This window comes from Neoaquamicrobium sediminum (assembly GCF_040970315.1).
Taxonomy (GTDB): domain Bacteria; phylum Pseudomonadota; class Alphaproteobacteria; order Rhizobiales; family Rhizobiaceae; genus Aerobium; species Aerobium sediminum.
The window spans coordinates 99,459-119,396 of the sequence record NZ_JAZHFV010000001.1 but is presented as its reverse complement, the minus strand read 5'-3'; the positions used below and the strand labels follow the sequence as shown (position 1 = coordinate 119,396).

At 65.0% G+C, this 19,938-nt stretch carries 13 protein-coding genes; 6 read left to right on the top strand and 7 right to left on the bottom strand.

Annotated features, from left to right (window positions below):
• Window positions 1–109 precede the first annotated feature (109 nt).
• On the top strand, window positions 110–4,876 hold the full coding sequence (locus V1479_RS00555) for an NAD-glutamate dehydrogenase (RefSeq protein ID WP_368801215.1): 4,767 nt from the start codon (window positions 110–112) through the stop codon (window positions 4,874–4,876).
• Window positions 4,877–4,919: 43 nt separating this feature from the next.
• Window positions 4,920–6,311 carry an MFS transporter gene (locus V1479_RS00550; RefSeq protein ID WP_173188989.1) on the top strand — a complete coding sequence of 464 codons (1,392 nt, stop codon included), beginning with the start codon at window positions 4,920–4,922 and terminating at the stop codon, window positions 6,309–6,311.
• Between the two features lie 165 nt (window positions 6,312–6,476).
• Here the strand turns inward: V1479_RS00550 and purH are convergent, their stop codons facing one another.
• The 4 genes from purH to htpX all read right to left on the bottom strand — a co-directional run bounded on the left by purH (window position 6,477) and on the right by htpX (window position 12,367).
• Window positions 6,477–8,093, bottom strand: coding sequence for a bifunctional phosphoribosylaminoimidazolecarboxamide formyltransferase/IMP cyclohydrolase (purH, locus tag V1479_RS00545; RefSeq protein WP_368801214.1), 1,617 nt, complete (start codon window positions 8,091–8,093; stop codon window positions 6,477–6,479).
• A gap of 78 nt (window positions 8,094–8,171) precedes the next feature.
• Complete coding sequence (locus tag V1479_RS00540) at window positions 8,172–9,818, bottom strand: heparinase II/III family protein (RefSeq protein ID WP_368801964.1); 1,647 nt, start codon at window positions 9,816–9,818, stop codon at window positions 8,172–8,174.
• A 150-nt stretch (window positions 9,819–9,968) separates the two neighbouring features.
• Complete coding sequence (locus V1479_RS00535) at window positions 9,969–11,348, bottom strand: RsmB/NOP family class I SAM-dependent RNA methyltransferase (RefSeq protein WP_368801213.1); 1,380 nt, start codon at window positions 11,346–11,348, stop codon at window positions 9,969–9,971.
• Window positions 11,345–12,367, bottom strand: coding sequence for a zinc metalloprotease HtpX (gene htpX / locus V1479_RS00530; RefSeq protein ID WP_368801212.1), 1,023 nt, complete (start codon window positions 12,365–12,367; stop codon window positions 11,345–11,347). Before htpX ends, V1479_RS00535 begins: the two co-directional genes overlap by 4 nt.
• A gap of 108 nt (window positions 12,368–12,475) precedes the next feature.
• On the opposite strand from htpX, the gene V1479_RS00525 reads away from it, so the two are divergent.
• The 3 genes from V1479_RS00525 (at window position 12,476) to V1479_RS00515 (ending at window position 14,822) form a co-directional block, all read left to right on the top strand.
• Window positions 12,476–12,697, top strand: a complete 222-nt coding sequence (locus V1479_RS00525; RefSeq protein ID WP_368801211.1) for a DUF1674 domain-containing protein — start codon at window positions 12,476–12,478, stop codon at window positions 12,695–12,697.
• 59 nt (window positions 12,698–12,756) lie between these two features.
• A complete protein-coding gene (locus V1479_RS00520; RefSeq protein ID WP_368801210.1) occupies window positions 12,757–13,218 on the top strand; it encodes a thermonuclease family protein in 462 nt (153 codons plus the stop codon).
• A 215-nt stretch (window positions 13,219–13,433) separates the two neighbouring features.
• A complete protein-coding gene (locus tag V1479_RS00515) occupies window positions 13,434–14,822 on the top strand; it encodes a vWA domain-containing protein (RefSeq protein WP_368801209.1) in 1,389 nt (462 codons plus the stop codon).
• Window positions 14,823–15,099: 277 nt separating this feature from the next.
• Here the strand turns inward: V1479_RS00515 and acs are convergent, their stop codons facing one another.
• On the bottom strand, window positions 15,100–17,055 hold the full coding sequence (gene acs, locus V1479_RS00510; RefSeq protein ID WP_368801208.1) for an acetate--CoA ligase: 1,956 nt from the start codon (window positions 17,053–17,055) through the stop codon (window positions 15,100–15,102).
• Window positions 17,056–17,368: 313 nt separating this feature from the next.
• On the opposite strand from acs, the gene V1479_RS00505 reads away from it, so the two are divergent.
• A complete protein-coding gene (locus tag V1479_RS00505) occupies window positions 17,369–17,641 on the top strand; it encodes an usg protein (protein WP_368801207.1) in 273 nt (90 codons plus the stop codon).
• A gap of 24 nt (window positions 17,642–17,665) precedes the next feature.
• Here the strand turns inward: V1479_RS00505 and V1479_RS00500 are convergent, their stop codons facing one another.
• Window positions 17,666–18,700: an aldo/keto reductase gene (locus V1479_RS00500; RefSeq protein ID WP_368801206.1), complete on the bottom strand. Its 1,035-nt coding sequence runs from the start codon at window positions 18,698–18,700 to the stop codon at window positions 17,666–17,668.
• A 34-nt stretch (window positions 18,701–18,734) separates the two neighbouring features.
• Window positions 18,735–19,928 (bottom strand): MFS transporter, encoded by a 1,194-nt coding sequence (locus V1479_RS00495; RefSeq protein ID WP_368801205.1) that lies wholly within the window; start codon window positions 19,926–19,928, stop codon window positions 18,735–18,737.
• Window positions 19,929–19,938: the final 10 nt, after the last annotated feature.

Here is a 19,938-nt window from a genome sequence, read left to right as displayed (position 1 = left end):
TCATCGCTTGTCTGCATATTCGCCGCGCGCCGGTGGTCAACCCGGCTCGTCAAACCGTTTTTGTCTGCTACGATACCGACAAAAGTATTATTTGGGAGAGGGAATCGCCATGGTTGCGGGCACCAGGAAGCCGACCGCCACAAAGTCGAAAACGGCTGAAGTGGAGAAGCTTGCGGCCTTCCTCAAGGCAAGGGCCCCGGCCGAAGACCTTTCCGATTACGATCCCGGCGTCTTCGAACATGCGGCCGGGCTAGCTTACGCGGCACTGAAGCGGCACAAGCGCGGCGACAGCGTGATCTCCATCGACGAGGACCCGGCGCTCCTGCGGCACGGCCGCCCGGTTTCCGCGATCACCATCGTCAACGATAACATGCCGTTCCTGTTCGATTCGATCACCGGCGAGATCGCCGAGAGCGCCGGCGAGGCGTCGCTGGTGCTGCACCCGGTCATTCTGGTCAAGCACGACAAGAACGGCGTCGCCGATCTGGTCGGCGACGGGTCGGCTGGCAAGTCCGACCCTCAGGCGGACCGCGTCAGCCTCATCCATGTGCATGTCGCGCGCATGGGCAAGGAAGCGGCGGAAGCGCTCAAGGGCCGGCTGGCGCATATCCTCTCGCAGGTGCGGGCCGCCGTCAGCGACTGGAAACCGATGCTTGCCCGGCTCGATCAGGCGATCCACGATTTCCGCTACGTGCCGGTGCCGCTCGACAAGGACGAGGTGACCGAGAGCATCGCGTTCCTGGAATGGCTGCGCGACGACAATTTCACCTTCCTCGGCATGCGCGAGTTCAAATATGTCGGGGGCGAGAAGAGCGGCTCGCTCGAGCGCACCAAGAAGGTAGGCCTCGGCATTCTCGCGGACCCTGATGTGCGGGTTTTGCGTCGCGGCGCCGAGCCGGTGACCACCACGCCCGAGATCCGCGCATTCCTGCACGGGCCGGAGCCGCTGCTGGTCACCAAGGCGAACGCCAAGTCGGTCGTCCACCGGCGCATCTATCTCGATTATATCGGGGTCAAGACCTTCGACGCGAAGGGCAAGCTGACCGGCGAATTGCGGATCGTCGGCCTGTTCACCTCGACGGCCTATACGCGCTCGGTGATGAAGATCCCCTATCTGCGCTCGAAGGCCAACGCCGTCATCGCGCGGTCCGGGTTCGATCCGGGCGACCACTCCGGCAAGGCGCTCATCAACGTGCTGGAATCCTATCCGCGCGACGAGCTGTTCCAGATCAGCGTTCCGATTTTGCGCAAGCATGCCGAGGCGATCCTGGCGCTGGGCGAGCGGCCGCGCGTGCGGGCACTTTTCCGCGTCGACCAGTTCGATCGCTTCGTCTCCGTCATCGTCTTCGTGCCGCGCGACCGCTACGATTCCAACGTGCGCGAGCGGATCGGCGATTTTCTCAAGACGATCTTTGACGGACGTTTGTCGGCTTATTATCCGGCCTTCCCGGAAGGCAGCCTCGCCCGCGTCCACTTCATCATCGGCCGCTCGGGGGACAAGACCCCGAAGGTCGAGACCGCTGCGCTCGAGGCGGGTCTGCGCGCCATCGTGCGCACTTGGGACGACGCTCTGCGCGAGGCGGCCGCCGATGCCGGCGTGGCGCCCGCGATGGTGGCCATCGCCAACCGCCTGCCGCAGAGCTATCGCAACTCGTTCCCGGCAGACATTGCGCTGCGCGACGCGGGCAGGATCGCGAATGTCGGCCCTGAGAACCCCATTGCGATCGATTTTTACAGGCTTGGAGACCACACAGCTTCCGATGCCGGACTGAAAATCTATCATCACGGCATGCCGGTGGCGCTGTCCAAGCGCGTGCCGCTTCTCGAAAACATGGGCTTCCGCGTCATCAGCGAGCGCACGTTCGAGATCGAGGCCGAGGAGGGTGCGGCTCCGACCTTCGTCCACGACATGGAGCTGGTCAACGGCTTCGGGCAGCCGATCGACCTTTCCGACGGCGGCGCGTTGCTGGAGGAGGTCTTCCTGTCGGTCTGGCGCGGCGAAACCGACAACGACGCCTATGCCGCGCTGGTGCAGACCGCGGGCATGGGCGCCCATCAGATACAGCTCCTGCGGGCCTACGGGCGCTACCTCCAGCAGGCCGGCATTCCGCAGAGCCAAGATTTCATCGCAGCCGTGCTCAACCGCTATCCCGACATCGCAAGGGCGCTGTTCCAGCTTTTCGAGGCGCGGTTCGATCCGGCCATGCAGAAGGAGGGCGAAGTCACCGCCCTTCACATCAAGGCGGCGATCAAGGACGCGCTCGACGCGGTGCCGAACCTTGACGACGACACCATTCTGCGCCGTTACCAGAACCTTATCGAATCCTCGTTGCGCACCAACTATTTTTCGGTCTCATCCGAAGGTCCGCGTTCGCTCGCGATCAAGCTCGATTCGCGGTCCGTTTCCGGGTTGCCGGAACCGCGCCCATGGCGCGAGATCTTCGTCTACGGCTCCGAGGTCGAGGGCGTGCATCTGCGTTTCGGCGCCGTGGCGCGCGGTGGACTGCGCTGGTCGGACCGGGCCCAGGACTACCGCACCGAGGTGCTGGGTCTCGTCAAGGCGCAGCAGGTCAAGAATGCCGTGATCGTGCCGGTGGGCGCCAAGGGCGGCTTCTACCCGCGCCTGCTTCCGACGGGCGGCAGCCGCGCCGAGATCTTCGAGGCCGGCAAGAAGGCCTACGTCAACTTCATCTCGACGATGCTGTCGATCACCGACAATCTCCACGGTGATAAGGTCGTGCCGCCGAAGGGCGTGATCCGTCGTGACGGTGACGACCCCTATTTCGTTGTCGCGGCCGACAAGGGTACGGCGACGTTCTCTGACACCGCAAACGCGATCAGCCAGTCGCATGACTTCTGGCTAGACGACGCTTTCGCCTCGGGCGGGTCGGCCGGTTACGACCACAAGAAGATGGGCATCACCGCGCGCGGTGCGTGGGAGGCGGTGAAGCGGCATTTCCGGGAGATGAACCGCGACATCCAGACCGAACCCTTCACGGTGGTCGGCGTCGGCGACATGTCGGGCGACGTTTTCGGCAACGGTATGCTGCTGTCGCCGTGCGTCCGGCTTATCGCCGCGTTCGACCATCGCGACATCTTCATCGACCCCAACCCGGACGAGGCGAAATCCTTCGCCGAGCGCAAGCGGCTGTTCGAGAACCCGCAGCTCAACTGGCAGGACTACAACCGCGAGGCCATGTCGGAAGGCGGCATGGTGATCCCGCGCTCGGCCAAGTCGGTTTCGCTGACCCCGCAGGCCATGAACGCGATCGGGCTCGACAAGACGACGGCCTCGCCGGCCGAGATCATGAATGCCATCCTCAAGGCATCGGTGGACCTGCTCTGGTTCGGCGGCATCGGCACCTATGTGCGCGGCGCGGGCGAATCGAACGCCGAGGTGGGCGATCGCGCCAACGACGCAATCCGCATCATCGGCGCCGAAGTGCGGGCCAAGGTTGTCGGCGAAGGCGCCAATCTGGGCATGACCCAGCGCGCGCGCATCGAATATGGCCTCAATGGCGGGCGCTGCAATTCCGACGCGATCGACAATTCCGCCGGCGTGAATTCGTCGGACGTCGAGGTCAACATCAAGATCGCGCTGGCGGCTGCCATGCGCAAGGGCTCGCTCACGCGCCCCGCCCGCGACAAGCTGCTCGCCGAGATGACCGAAGAGGTAGCGGCGCTGGTGCTTGCCAACAATTACGAGCAGACGCTGTCGATCTCGCTCACCCGCCGTCGGGGATTGGCCGACCTCGCCCATCAGGAGCGTTTCATGCAGGCGCTGGAGGGGCGGGGGCAGCTCGACCGGGTGGTCGAGGTGCTGCCGAGCAGCGCCGCGATGGCCGAACGCGAGGCGCGCGGCGAGCCGCTGACCCGCGCCGAGATCGGCGTCCTGCTCGCCTATGCCAAGATCGTGCTGTTCGACGACATCGTGGCCAGCAAGCTGCCCGACGATCCGCATTTCCATACCGACCTGATGGGCTATTTCCCGGCCCGCATGGCCAAGAAATATGCGACCGAAATCGAAGGACACCGGCTGCGGCGCGAGATCGTTGCGACGGTGCTTGGCAACGATGTTATCAATCGCGGGGGGCCGTCCTTCATCACGCGCATGCAGGATCTGACAGGCTGCGCGGCGGCCGAAGCCGTCGCCGCCTTCTCGGTGGTGCGCGACGGTTTCGAACTGCCGGCGCTCTACAGCGAGATCGACGCGCTCGACAACAAGGTGGACGGCAGCCTCCAGCTCGAACTCTACCAGTCGGTCGGGCGGCTGGTGCATTCGGCGACCACGTGGTTCCTCAAGCACGATGACAATGCCGCCCCGCTGGGCGAGCGCATCGCGACGCTGCGCGCCGCGCGCAAGGCACTCGAGGGCCGCATCGGCGCGATGTTGCCGTCCTTTACCGGAGACCGGCTGGAGGAGCGTACCCACGAGCTGTTCAAGGCGGGCGCGCCGGAGGCGCTGGCCAAGCGTGTCGCCTTCCTGCCCATCGCCGAGTTGGTGCCAGACATCGCCCGGGTCGCGCGGGATGCAAAGTCCGGCCTGGTCGAGGCGGCGCAGGCATTCTTCGCCGTCACCGACGCGTTCCGCATAGGCCGCATTTCGGATGCCGCGCGCGCGATCACCCCGTCCGACTATTATGACGGGCTGGCGCTCTCGCGTGCGACGGAGACGATCAGCACCGCCCGCAACGATATGGCGGCGGCGGCGCTCTCCCGCTTCGGCAAGCAGGCCGACCCGGTTGCGACCTGGCTGGACGCCGGCGGCGAGCGCGTGGCCCGCGTGCGCGACCGGCTGCAGGCCCTGACCGAAGGAGGGGAGCTGACGGTTTCGCGCCTGACGGTGGCTTCCGGCCTGATGTCCGATCTGGGATAAGAACAACCGGGCGGCATGTCCCGTCAGGATATCGGGAGGGGTGATGGTTGAGGAAACGCGCGCGCCGAAGCGCGGAATCTGGGGCTGGATGCTGTTCGACTGGGCGCAGCAGCCTTTCCACACGCTCATCATCACCTTCGTCTTCGCCCCTTATTTCGCAGCGGCCGTGGCTCCGGACGCCGCGCGCGGGCAGGAACTCTGGGGGTATGCCACCGGCATAGGCGGCCTGCTGATCGCGCTGTCGTCGCCGGTGCTCGGCGCGATTGCGGACGCCAGCGGCCCCCGTAAGCCTTGGATCTTCGCGTTCTCGATTCTCGGCGTGATCGGCTGCTGGGCGCTGTGGTTCGCTGTGCCCGGCATGGAGAACCTGACATTCGTGCTCCTGGCGATCGCGCTGGCGGTGTTCGGCATGGAGTTCGCAGCCGTCTTCAACAACGCGATGATGCCGACGCTGGTGCCCCGCTCCGAGCTCGGCCGGCTTTCGGGCTCGGCGTGGGGGCTCGGCTATCTTGGCGGTCTCATCACGCTCGTCCTCGTGCTCGGCTTCCTCTCCGCATCGCCGGAAACGGGCCGCACGCTGCTGGGCTTCGAGCCGCTGTTCGGGCTCGATCCGGCCATGCGGGAGGGGGACCGGTCTTCAGGCCCGCTGACGGCGCTGTGGTACGTGGTGTTCGTGCTGCCGATGTTCCTGTTTACGCCCGATGTGAAGCGCAAGCCTTCGGTCTCCGGTGCGGTCAAGGAAGGGCTTTCGCAACTTGGCAAGACGCTGCGGCGGCTGCCGGGCGAGCGCAGCTATTTCAGCTTCCTGATGTCGAGCATGTTCTACCGTGACGCGCTCAATGCGCTTTATGCCTTCGGCGGCATCTATGCGGCGGGCGTGCTCGGCTGGTCGATCATCCAGATCGGCATCTTCGGCATCCTCGCCAACATCACGGGGGCGGCCGGCGCCTGGCTTGGCGGCCGCGCCGACCAGCGCTACGGCCCCAAGGTCGTGGTGAGCTGGTCGATCCTGATCCTCACCTTCTGCTGCCTGCTGGTCATCTCGACCACGCAGACGCAGGTGCTCTTCATCACGGTTGCCGAGGCCGCCGGCGGTAGCGGCCTGCCGGACATCACCTTCTATGTCGCCGGGGCGCTGATCGGCGCGGCCGGCGGCGCAATCCAGGCGGCTTCGCGCACGCTGCTGGTCGACCAGGTGGACCGCGACAAGGTGACAGAGGCGTTCGGCCTCTACGCGCTGTCGGGCAAGGCCACCACCTTCATCGGCCCGCTGGCGATCGCGTTCGCCACCGCCTTCTTCGCGCAGGAAGCTTTCGGGCTATCGACCCAGGAGGCACAGCGGCTGGGCGTCACGCCGATCATCGTACTGTTCATGATCGGGCTGGTGCTGCTGCCGATGGTCAAGAGCCGGCAATATGAGGTGGCAGGGCCCTGAGGTGGAGGCTCGGAGGTTACGCGAACGCCCCTCCACCACTTCGTGGTCCCCCTCCCCCGCTTCGCAGGGGAGGAACCGAGGGTGCGGACGGCCGCAACGCTGGATCCTCCCCCATTTATGGGGGAGGGGGACCGCCGAAGGCGGTGGAGGGGGCGTTCGACAGCCTCAATGCCGGAAGTGGCGCACTCCGGTGAAGACCATGGCGATGCCATGCTCGTCGGCCGCCGCGATGACCTCGTCGTCGCGCATCGAGCCACCGGGCTGGATGACCGCAGTAGCGCCTGCCTCGACGGCTGCGAGCAGTCCGTCGGCAAACGGGAAGAAGGCGTCGGAGGCGACCACCGAGCCTTTCGTCAGCGGCTCGCCGGCCCCGGCAGCTTCCGCTGCATCCAGCGCCTTGCGGGCGGCAATGCGCGAGGAGTCCACGCGGCTCATCTGGCCTGCTCCGATGCCGACGGTCGCGCCGCCCCGCGCGTAGACGATGGCGTTGGACTTGACGTGCTTGGCCACGCGGAAGGCGAAGCGCAGGTCGACCATCTCGGCATCTGACGGCGCGCGCTTCGTCACCACCTTGAGGTCGAGGTCATCGACCACGGCATTGTCGCGTGATTGCACCAGGAGGCCGCCTGCGACCGACTTCGCCATGATGCCGGCGGCGCGCGGGTCCGGCAGGCCGTCGGTCACCAGCAGCCGCAGGTTCTTCTTGGCCGCGACGATTGCGGTGGCTTCGGGCGATGCCTCGGGCGCGATGATCACCTCAGTGAAGGTCTTCACGATCTCTTCCGCGGCTTCTGCGTCAAGCAGGCGGTTGAGCGCGACGATGCCGCCGAATGCCGAAACCGGGTCGCAGGCAAGCGCCGCGAGATAGGCCTCGCGCAGGCTATCGCCCTCCGCCACGCCACAGGGGTTGGCGTGCTTGATGATCGCGACGGCGGCTGTGCGCGCCGGATCGAACTCGGCGACGAGCTCGAAGGCGGCGTCGGTGTCGTTGACGTTATTGTAGGAAAGCTGCTTGCCCTGGAGCTGGCGGGCGGTGGCGACGCCGGGCCGCTTGTCGCCGTTGACATAGAAGCCGGCCTTCTGGTGCGGGTTCTCGCCGTAGCGCATGACGGTTTCAAGCTTTCCGCCGAAGGCGCGCCAGGCCGGAGCCTCGATGTCGAGCGCTTCCGCGAACCAGCCCGAGATCGCCGCGTCATAGGCGGCTGTGCGCGCATAGGCCTTCGCCGCCAGTTCCTGACGGAAGCGGTAGGGCGTGGCGCCGTCATTCGCGGCCAGCGTCTCCGTCAGTCGCGCGTAGTCGGCAGGGTCTGTGACGATCGCAACATAGGCGTGGTTCTTGGCGGATGCCCGCACCATGGCCGGGCCCCCGATGTCGATGTTCTCGACCACCGACGCATAGTCGCCGCCGGCCGCGCGGACTTCCTCGAACGGGTAGAGATTGATGATTGCGATGTCGATCGGCCCGATGCCGTGCTCCCGCATTGCCGCTGCGTGTTCCGCATCGTCGCGGATCGCGAGAAGGCCGCCATGAACGGATGGATGCAGGGTCTTGACGCGGCCGTCCATGATCTCGGGGAAGCCAGTGATGTCGGAGACGTCCTTCACCGCGATGCCCGCCTCGGCGATCGCCTTTGCCGTGCCGCCGGTCGAGACCAGCTCGATGCCAGCCGCGAGAAGTGCGCGGGCGAGGTCGACCAGCCCGGTCTTGTCTGACACGGAAAGCAGCGCGCGGCGCGCCTTGACGAGATCGGGAGCGGGAATGTTCTTCGAGGCGACGGCCATAAGCGGCAGGCTCCATCTTGCGGCTGCGGGGATGGGCGGGCCGTAGCACAGCGGGGGCGGAATGCAAATGACCGGGCGTCAGATGCGCAGGAAGCGCCAGTGGATTTCCGGATGATCGGACGCGTTGTAGGCCAGAACGATCTGGCGGCTGCGGCGGGGGCCACCGAGACCGGCGAAGAACAGCGATTCCTCCACCTCCGGCGCCAGTTCCTCGCAGGAGAATTCCCAACGTTCCTCGTTGCCGGGGGTGGCAAGCACCAGCTCGCTGCGCTTGTTCTCGAACAGGGCGACGTCGGGGTGGAGGTGAAAGCGCACGACAGTCTGGTCGCGGCCGTCGGCCCTTGCGACCTCACCGCCCCGTCGGAATATGCGGTCGATGCCCTCCAGCAACTCGCCGCCCGCGCCCAGTGCCAGCTCGCGCTCGTGATAGAGGCCGAAACGAGCGACATAGGCGTCGTGGCGCGCGACGAAAGACTGTATGCCCGCCGAATCCATGCGTTTGCACGGGACGGAGCGTGGCCCCGAAAGCAACGGCGCGCCGATGATGCCTGCAAACCCCTGGGTCAACGCGAAGCGCGCGGAAGACGTATCGTTGAGCGTCGCGGTGGAGTGGGCCGCCGTTGAGCGCGCCAGCGGCCTGAAATCGTCGGATCCGTAGGTGTCGACACCGCAATTGACGACGAAATGGCTCCTGCCGGACGACAGCTCGAAGGACAGGCATCCCGCCTGCGCGGCATGCGACACCTCCGCCGGCGGCGGCATACCCGTGTCCGCGATGACCGTCACCCCGCCCATCGAAAGCCGCTCGTAGCCTGAATAGGGCGCGTGCAGCAGCGGCGCGCCGGCGGTATCGTCGTGGTGGAGGATCGCCGCGACCCGGTCGTGACTGGTGGCGCCCATGCCGTTGAAGCGCGCGAGCGTGCCGTCCTGGTGACGATAGAAGCGCAAAGCCGGCAGCATGCGTTCGACCGCGCCAATCAACGCTTCGGGCGGCGCCTCGGCCTGATTGGAATAGGTCTGGCGCAGCGGCAGCAGGTCCGCCAGCAATTCGAGGATGGCTTCCGGATTGCGCGAGATGTGCCCGCCGTCCGGCAGGATCTGCCGCTCCAGTTCGGCTGACAGCAGGCGCGACGCATTGCGCAGGGCCGAAGGCGGGGCAGGCAGCGAGAGGGCCGCGAAGGCAAGCGCGATGCGGGCGCGCAGCTTGTCCTCTCCGTCCGGCATTTCCGGCGCGGTTGCGCGCAGATAGCGGATCTGGACGGCAAGCGACTTGAGGAAGGCGCGATAGAACGGAAACTCCGCACCCTGCAGAACGACCGCGGAATGCTGCAGCCATGCGATCACGCGGCGGGCGGTGATGGCGGGGGTCCACGCGACACCACCGATCCGACGGCCGTGCAGGGCGATCCAGTCGCTCACCAGAGCGCGGGCATTGGCGGCCGCAAGTTCCGTTTCGGCAGCGCGCATGTGGCGCAGCCAGCGAAAGCCGTGCAGCGAGGCAAGCCAGGCGGCGCTCGGTATTTCGACGGCGAAGGGCGATGCTCCGTCCGTTTCGACCATGTAGCCCGCGAACGGGAAGCGACCGTGATAGATCTCGTGGGCGATCTGCGGGTCGGCGAGCCGCAGGTCCGGCGGAGCGATCAGCACGCGCTCAGGCGTGCGGCCGGTGAACCGCCATCGGTAAACCGGGCCGACGCGCAACCTGCCGCGCAGCCTTCGCCACATCGTCGATGCGACAAGTGCCCATATTTGCGGGGAATTACCCCTCGCAACCGCCAAGTTGTCCAACCTCCGAATCGCAGCCCCGGACCGCCGAAGTTGCCAATACACTAGATGATTCAAGAATTTATGCGAAGGCTGAAATTCTCTTGGAGATCAGCTGCGACGGCGCAGGCGCGCTGCGAAAAAGCCGTCCAGGCCTGACAGGGCCGGCTCCCCAAGATCGAGACCGGCCGGCGTCGTGCGCACGGTTCCATCATCGCCTAGAAACGGGTCGGCAAAGCCAAATTCGCCGGGCTTCACGGGTTCGGGCACGGTGTCCGGGCGCGTTGCAACGAAGTCTCGAAAGAGCGCCTCGCCTTCCAGCGGGTCGAGCGAGCAGTTCGAAAAGACGATGAGCCCGCCTGGCTTCACCATTTCCACCGCGCGCGCGAGCATACGCGCCTGCAGCGCGGCCAGTTTTGCCACATCCTCGGGGCCTTTGGTCCATGGCACGTCGGGATGGCGGCGAACCGTACCGGTCGAAGAGCAGGGCGCATCCAGCAGCACGGCATCGAACGCGGTCGTGGGCTCGAATGCGAAGAGGTCCGAAACGACGATCTCTACCTCGAGCCCTAGCCGCTCCAGATTGGCAGACAGACGGCGCGCGCGGTTGGCCGAGATTTCAAGCGCCGTCACATCGGCGCCGGCGAGCGCGAGCTGCGCGGTCTTGCCGCCAGGCGCGGCGCACAAATCTGCGACCCGAAGGCCGGCGATGTCGCCAAGAAGCTGCGCGGGGATGGCGGCTGCGGCGTCCTGGACCCACCATTCGCCTTCGGCAAAGCCGGGAAGCTCGGTGATAGGGCCCTCGACCGTCCCAAGCCGCACGCCGCCTGTCGGCAGGACGGTGCCGCCCAACCGCTCCGCCCAATCCTGGGGGTTCGATTTGACGGTGAGGTCGATTGGGGCCTCGATCCGGTGGGCGGCGAGGATCGCTGCCGCCTGCGTCTTACCATAGGCGTTTTCCAGCCGCTCGACGAACCATTCCGGCGCGTCGACGGCCTCGGCGAGGGCTGCCGGCAGCGCGCGCTCCTTGCGCCGGGCGATCTCACGCAGCACGCCATTGACGAGCGCCGCGAAGCGGCTGGTGCGAGGATCGGACTTCGCCTGCGTGACGGCGATGTCGACGGCGGCCGAATCCGGGACGTCGAGAAACAGCATCTGGGCGGCTGCGACGTGAAGCACGTGCGAAAGCGCATGCGCGTTGGCGGGCAGAGGCCGATCGAGGCGGGCGTCGATCAGCGCCTGGATGGTACCACGGAAGCGCAGAGCCGTCGTCAGGATCGCACGGACCAGTGCGCGGTCGCGCATGTCGAGCGCCAGGAACTGCGGATGGCCGTTCTCGTGATCCGTCAGTCCGTCGAGCGAAGTTCGCGCGTCGACAATCGCCGCCAGCAGGCGGGCGGCCGCCTTGCGCGAAGCAAGACCGGGCGTGTGGGCGAAGGGGTCTGGCTTGCGGGCCGGGCCGCCGTGAGCGCGGCGACGACCATCCGTCACGACCTGCGGCTCCGCGGGCCCGTCGGATTGCGACCCCACGGATTTGACTGCGGTTTTTCAGGCGCGGCAGGCGGCGGTGCCAGCGTGGGCCTGCCGCCCCATGGGCCGGCCTGGGTTTCATCGTGCGGCGCCCGCGGCTGCTCCTGGGCAGGTTGTGCCGGCTGGCCGCCGCCACCGAACTCCTGGGCCATTGCGCGCAGCGCGGCAATACGGTTCTCGGTATTCGGGTGAGTCGAGAAGAGATTGTCCATCCGCTCACCCGAGAGCGGATTGATGATGAACATGTGGGCCGTGGCCGGATTGCGCTCGGCATCCTGATTGTGGATCGCCTTGGCGTTGCGGGCGATCTTGTCGAGCGCGGAGGCCAGCCATATCGGCTGTCCGCAGATTTCGGCGCCGCGCCTGTCGGCGGCGTATTCACGCGTGCGGCTGATCGCCATCTGCACGATCATCGCGGCAATCGGCGCCACGATGATCGCCAGCAGCACGCCGATAATGCCGAACGGATTGTTATTGTCGCGGCTGCCGCCCATGAAGAAGGCGAAGTTGCCAAGCATCGAGATGGCGCCGGCCAGCGTTGCCGTTATCGTCATGGTCAGCGTGTCGCGGTTCTGCACGTGCGCCAACTCGTGCGCCATGACGCCGGCCACTTCCTCGCGGCTCAACCGCTGCAGTAGGCCGGTGGTGGCGGCCACCGCCGCGTTCTGCGGATTGCGGCCGGTGGCAAAGGCGTTGGGCTGCGCGTTGTCGATCAGGTAGACCTTCGGCATCGGCAATTCGGCGCGTGCGGCCAGCTCACGCACGATGCCGTAATATTCGGGTGCGTTCCGCTCGTCGACTTCGACCGCGTGGTGCATCCGCAGGACCATCTTGTCGGCGTTCCAGTAGCTGAACAGGTTCATGCCGGCAGCGATGACGAACGCGATCATCATGCCGCCCGAGCCGCCGATCATGTAGCCGATGCCCATGAAGAGCGCCGTCATCAGGGCAAGGAGCATCGCTGTGCGGATCACGTTCATGCAGAACTCCGTTTCCGAAACTGGTTGTCCCGGGTCGATCCCGCCCGGCGAACCGTCTATATGATGGGCAGCGACCAAAGGAAATTCAATGTTTCGAGGGAAAGCCGCATGCGTGACGCGCCCGTGACCGAACTATCGGAAACCCGGGACGAAACCGCGCCCAGGCCGCTGAGCGATGCTGCCCGTCGGGCGCTCGCCGAGGCAGAGGCCCGCCGCGCGCAGTCACTGAAGCGCGAAGCCGAAAGACCGAAGGAGCTCGGTGGACGCGACGGGCTCGATCCCGCCCGCTACGGCGACTGGGAGGTCAAGGGCATGGCCAGCGACTTCTAGGCTCGGGTAACAACCTAGCAGGGGTGCTTGCGCACAGATCATGATAGGAATATGATCCTATGATGACCTATGCGCGGCTCATATCGATAGCCATTTGTGTTTTCTGGTTGCTCCCAGCGTCAGCTTCCGAACTCGTGGACGGGCCGGTCAACGCACGCGTGCTGCGTGTTATCGACGGAGACACCTTCGAGGCAGAAGCGCTTGTGTGGCCGGGGCACAGGGTACGGGTTGCCGTGCGTATCCGAGGCATAGACGCGCCTGAGCTGCGCAGCCGCTGCCGCGCGGAAAAGCGAGCGGCCATGCAGGCGAAGGCCGCACTTGAGCGGCTGATTGAGGGGCGGCAGGTGGTGCTCTCGCATGTCGGCGGCGGCAAATATTACGGCAGGGTCCTGGCCGATGCGGCAATCGCGGCAGGCCCCTCGATCGCGGAAGCCCTGATTACCCAAGGTTTGGTGCGTCATTATGGGAACGGGCGCCGTGTGCTATTTTGCGACAATCGCGATGCCAACGGTGCAAGTTGATCTGAAATGAAACACACGAATCCCGGATAGCCGACGAGCCGGTTTTCTTTTGTCTCAGCGCGTTAACCTGCCACCAACCACGCCAACAGCTTCAGCCAGTAAAAAACAGGACTTTAACGTATTTCGCGCCTTATCGACCGTGATTTCGCCCGCACCGGCCCATCGGATGCAGGGCTATGGCGAACGATGTCACTTGTTGTGAATGGAGACAGGCGATGCGGAAGGTCGGGGGTTTTGGGCGGCTCGGAGCGCGCTTTAGGCGCAATCGCCGCGGCAATTTCGGTTTGATGATGGCTGTGACGGCACCGCTGCTGGTGCTGGCATCCGGCTACGGCCTCAACGTTGCGCAGATATCGATTACGAAGTCGAACCTGCTCGCGGCGCTGGACTCGGCGGTGACGTCCACGGCCCGCGACCTGACGACGGGCGTCATCACCAAGGATGAGGCGCGGGGCGTGGTGGAGGCCTTTCTGCTGGCCAACGGGCAGCGCGCCTATGCCGAAGAAGGCCGTTTGACGCTCGACAGCATCGTTATCGATCCTGTGGCCCGGACGGTGGAAGCAAAGGCAAGCGTGGAACTCGACCTTGCCTTCGCCCTGTTCGGGACGGCAAACCATCAGAAGATTACAGCCGAATCCGCAGCGATCTACTCCGATCGTAAGATCGAGATTGCAATGGCGCTCGACTTGACAGGCTCCATGAAAAAGGCCGGATCGGACGACAAGCTGGGTGACCTCCAGAAGGCGGCAACGAATGCGGTCAACCTGCTGCTGGGTGGCAAGAACCTGGATGACCGCGTGCGCATCGCACTCGTGCCCTACTCAAACTCCGTCAATGTCGGTTCGTCCATCGCCTACAAGTCCGTCTATGTCGAAAAGAGCAAGTCGGATCGCGGCAGGAGCGTTCCCAACACCAACCTCCTCAACCTCGTCTCCGCGCTCCTGCGTCCGGACAACTGCTCGACCGAGCGAAGAGGTGCCGAAATCTACACGGACAAGGGTCCGAATGTGGCGATGGCCAACAGGGATTATTTCCTGACAGAGTTCGCAGACGGCGATGCGGGGTATACGAAAAGCGTACGCTGCCCAGCGGCGGCCCTGGTTCCGCTGACTGCCAACAAGAAAACCCTGACCGACACCATCAACAACTTCGTTGCCGACGGCGGCACCGGGGGGCATGTCGGCATTCAGTGGGCCTGGTACATGCTCTCCGACAAATGGAAGGATGTCGTCCCCGCCAGCGCGGCTGCCGGCCCCTATGACGAGGAGGAGGTCGGCAAGTTCGCCATCCTCATGACCGATGGCGAGTTCAACCTGAACTTTGCCGGAGCGACGACCGCCAATCTGGCCTATGGCAACGCTGCAGCGACGCGCTCGATCCCGCATGCAAAGCAGCTTTGCACGAACATGCGCGCCGCCGGCATCAAGATATTTACCATCGGCTTCAAACTGCCGAACGCGTCGGCGAGGGACCTGATGAAGGATTGCGCCTCGCCCGCAACCAGCGGTGTTACCTTCTTCTACGACACGTCGTCGGGTTCAGAACTCGATCAGGCTTTCAAGGCTATCGTCAGGAACATCGAGAGCCTGGCTCTGACAAAGTAAGAAAACGCAAACGGCAAGAAAAAGGGCCGCTCGAAAGAGCGGCCCTCGTGTTTCCGTTCTGTGGCGCGACCCGTGGCGACAACCCTCGCCGAAGCTCCGGTCGCCGGCCGCGCTTCACGCGCCTGTCAGGAAGACTGCTTCCCGAAAGGACGATCCGCCGGGACCACGCTACGGAACATGGAATCACTCGACATTGGATCACCTCCTTTCAGTTCGTTGAACACATGCCCAATGTGGGACAGTCAGGACGTTTTCGCAAGTCCGCGCTTACGCGACGTCACTTCTTCTTGTTTTGTCGGTTCTCGACCAGGTCGTCCACCACACCGGGATCCGCGAGCGTCGAAGTGTCGCCCAGCGCACCGAAATCGTCCTCGGCGATTTTGCGCAGAATGCGCCGCATGATCTTGCCTGAGCGGGTCTTGGGCAGGCCGGGCGAGAACTGGATCAGGTCCGGTGAGGCGATCGGGCCGATTTCCTTGCGCACATGGGCGACCAGCTCCTTGCGCAGCGCGTCGGAGCCTTGCTCGCCGGCCATCAGGGTAACGTAGCAGTAGATGCCCTGACCCTTGACGTCGTGCGGATAGCCGACGACGGCGGCCTCGGAGACCTTGTCGTGGCTGACCAGTGCCGATTCCACCTCGGCCGTGCCCATGCGGTGGCCCGACACATTGAGCACGTCGTCGACGCGGCCGGTGATCCAGTAGTATCCGTCCGCGTCGCGCCGGCAGCCATCGCCGGTGAAATACTTGCCCTTGTAGGTGGCGAAGTAGGTCTGGATGAAACGGTCATGGTCGCCATAAACCGTGCGCATCTGGCCGGGCCAGGAATCGACGATGCAGAGATTGCCGTCGGCAGCGCCCTCGAGCACGTTGCCGTCATTGTCGACGAGCTGCGGCTGGACCCCGAAGAAAGGCCGCGTCGCCGAGCCTGCCTTGAGGTCGGTCGCGCCGGGAAGCGGCGTGATCAGGATGCCGCCGGTCTCGGTCTGCCACCATGTGTCGACGATGGGTACCTTCTTTTCGCCGACGACGTTGAAATACCATTCCCAGGCTTCCGGGTTGATCGGCTCGCCGACCGAGCCCAGCACCTTCAGCGTCTTGCGCGATGACTTTTTCACAAGGTCGTCGCCAGCGCCCATCAGCGCGCGGATGGCGGTGGGTGCAGTGTAGAAGATGTTGACCTTGTGCTTGTCGACCACCTCCCAGAAGCGGCCGGCGGTGGGATAGTTGGGCACGCCCTCGAACATCAGCGTCGTCGCGCCGTTGGCGAGCGGGCCGTAGACGATATAGGAATGGCCGGTCACCCAGCCGACATCGGCGGTGCACCAGTAGATGTCCCCGTCATGGTAGTCGAAGACGTATTGATGCGTCATCGAGGCATAGACGAGATAGCCGCCGGTGGTGTGCAGAACGCCCTTCGGCTTGCCGGTCGAGCCGGAGGTGTAGAGGATGAACAGCGGGTCCTCCGCCTTCATCTTCTCGGGCTTGCACTCAGCCTTAACCGTGCGCACCTCGTCATGATACCAGAGGTCGCGGCCCTCGGCCCAGCCGACCTTGCCGCCCGTGCGCCGCACCACCAGCACGTTCTTGACCATGACATGGTTTCTTGCGGCGATGTCGATCGCCTTATCGGTGTTCTCCTTGAGCGGAATGCCACGACCGCCGCGCAGGCCCTCGTCGGCGGTGATGACGAAGGTCGATTCGCAATCGACGATCCGGCCTGCCAGCGCGTCGGGCGAGAAGCCGCCGAAGACGACCGAATGCACCGCGCCGATGCGGGCGCAGGCGAGCATCGCATAGGTCGCCTCGGGGATCATCGGCATGTAGATGGTGACCCGGTCGCCCTTCTTGACGCCGTGCTTCTTCATCACGTTGGCCAGCCGGCAGACGTGCTCGTAGAGCTCGTTATAGGTGATCTTCTTGTCGTCGTAGGGGTTGTCGCCTTCCCAGATGATCGCGACCTGATCGCCGCGCTTCTTCAGGTGGCGGTCGATGCAGTTGTAGGCGACGTTGGTCTGCCCGTCCTCGAACCACTTGATCGAGACCTTGCCGGAAAACGAGGTGTTCTTGACCTTCGTATAGGGCTTGAACCAGTCGATGCGCTTGCCATGCTTGTCCCAGAACTTCTCCGGGTTCTTCACGCTGTCCCGATACCATTTCAGATAGGTGTCGTTATCGATCAGCGCGCCTTTCTTCCACGCTGGCTGGACGCGATGAAGCTTGACTTCGGACATGAATCTCTCTCCCCGGATTGTTCAGCCTTCCCACGTGCGCGGGCCGGCAGGCGAAGGACGGTCGCCATTCGCGGCGCATTATTACCAATTCGCGCCGGGCCACAACATTAGACCTTGTGGTCAGGGCATACACGCGCCACCGCCTATGCCAGGCGGGTTCCGAGATGCGCTGTCAGCACTCATGCCTTGATGCTGCCAGGCTATTGGAATTACGTGATAAAACTGTCGTGATCGGCGATGAATGCGTAGACGGTTAACCAGTTTACCGGCACACTTCACACGTGGAGGAGATAACGGCAACGGGGAATCCATCATGTCCGACAATGCGGAAATGGAACTGATGCTCAAGGGCTACGGGCTGACAACGGCGCAGATCCTCTATCACATGCCCGACCATCACGGCCTGCTGCAAACCTTTATCTGGCAGCACTACGACATCGCGCCGAAATTCCCGGCACTCTACCGGTTCATCGACTTCTGGCAGGAAAAGATCGAGGGCGCGCTGCATTCGGTGGCCTACACCCACCGAAAGCTGATTGCGCCGAACGAATGGCGCAACGTCGCCGGCGAGTTGCAACTGCACTGACCGGCGACGCACGGGGCGCTTGTTTTAGACCGCGGGCGGATTGAGGCGGGCGAAGCCCTCCTGGCGCCGGTAGGGGAAATGCGGGTAGGGGGCGGTGACCTCGCTGGCGGCGTCGAGCCTTGCGATCTGCTCCGGCGTCAGCGACCAGCCTACCGCGCCGAGGTTCTGCCTGAGCTGCTCCTCGTTGCGCGCGCCGATGATGACCGACGAAACGGTCGGGCGTTGCAACAGCCAGTTGATCGCCACCTGCGGAACGGTCTTGCCCGCCTCGCCAGCTACCTCTTCCAGCGCGTCGACGACCCGGAAGAGATGCTCGTCCTCGACCGGGGGGCCGAAGCTTGCCGTATCATGCAGCCTGCTGCCTTCCGGCAGAGGCTGGCCGCGCCTGATCTTGCCGGTCAGGCGGCCCCATCCGAGCGGGCTCCAGACGAGCGCGCCGACGCCCTCGTCCCGGCCAAGCGGCATCAGATCCCACTCATAGTCGCGACCGACCAGGGAATAATAGACCTGGTGAGCAACGTAACGCGGCCAGCCATGCCGGTCGGCTACGGCCAGCGCCTTCATGATCTGCCATCCGGAGAAGTTGGAAACGCCGACGTAACGGAGCTTGCCGTCGCGGACCAGGGTGTCCAGCGTCGACAGGACTTCCTCGACGGGCGTGCCCGCATCGAAGGCATGAAGCTGGAAAATATCGATCCGGTCGGTGTCGAGCCTGTGCAATGCGTCCTCGACGCCCTGGATCAGCCGCGATCGAGACGAACCGCCGTCGTTGGGGCCATCGCCCATCGGCAGCGACATCTTGGTCGAGATTAGCACGTCGTCGCGCAATCCCTTGAGGGCTGCGCCAAGCACCTCCTCGGAGGCTCCGTTCGAGTAGACATCGGCCGTATCGAAGAGGTTCACGCCCGCTTCGAGGCAGATTTCGACAAGCCGGCGCGCTTCGGTGGCGTCGGTGTTGCCCCAGGCGCCGAACAGCGGGCCGGCGCCACCGAAGGTGCCCGCGCCAAAGCTGAGGGCCGGCACCTTGAGGCCGGAGGCTCCGAGACGTCTGTATTCCATAGTTCGAACTCCTTGCTGGGTCGTTTGAAGGGTGTCATTCGGCGGGGTCGGGGCAGGCCCGGACCGGCGTCGGCGCGATGCTGCGTCGTTCCAAGCGCAGGGCGGCGAGGGCGACGAGCAGCGCTGCAAGCGGCACGAGGCCGGCGATCCAGGGGATCGCGCCGAGGCCGGGGCCTTGAGCGATTATGAGACCGCCGAGACCGGCGCCGATTGCGTTGCCGAGGTTGAAGGCGGCGATGTTGAAGCTCGATGCAAGGCCCTGGCCTGCGCCCTCGGCCTTCTCCAGCACCCAAATCTGCAACGGCGCGACGGTGGCGAAGGCGGCGGCACCGAGCAGCCCCACGGCGATAACGGCAAGGATGCGGTTGTGGATCGCGAAGGTCATGCCAAGCAGCACGACCGAAAGAACCACGAGGCTGCCGAGCATGGTCGGCACGAGGCGCCTGTCTGCAAGGCGGCCACCGAGCAGGTTGCCGACCACGAGGCCGCCGCCGAAGACGAGCAGGATCGGCGAGACGGCAGAATCCGAAAAGCCGGTGATCTGCGTCAGGATCGGCGCGATGTAGGTGAAGGCAGCGAAGACGCCGACCCAGCTCAGAACCGTGGTGAGCAGGCCGAGCAGCACAGGGCCGCGACCGAGCACGGAAAGGGCTCCGGCGGTTCCCACGTTGTCCTCGGGCTTTTCGTCGGCCGGCACGAGAAAGGCGATCACCGCAAGAGCCGAGATGCCGATCAGCGTCACGGCCCAGAAGCTCGCCCGCCATCCGTAAGCCTGGCCGAGCCAGGTGCCGAAGGGGACGCCGAGGATATTCGCGACCGTGAGGCCGGTGAACATCACCGCGATCGCCGACGCCTTTCTGTCGGGCGCGACGAGGCCTGTGGCGACCACCGAACCGACGCCGAAGAAGGAAGCGTGGGCGAAGGCGGTCAGCACCCGCGCGGCCATCAGCGACCAGTAGTCGGGGGCCAGCGCGCAGGCGAGGTTGCCGAGCGTGAACACCGCCATCAGGCTCATCAGCAGCGTCTTGCGCGGCCATTTGCCAGTGAAGGCGCCGAGCAACGGCGCGCCGGCCACCACACCGAGCGCATAGCCGGAAATAAGCAGGCCGGCCGACGAGATCGTCACGCCGAGATCGGCACTGACTTCCAGCAGCAGGCCCATGATAACGAATTCGGTGACACCGATGCCGAATGCGCCGGCGGTGAGTGCATAGAGGGCCAGAGGCATCGGACGCTCC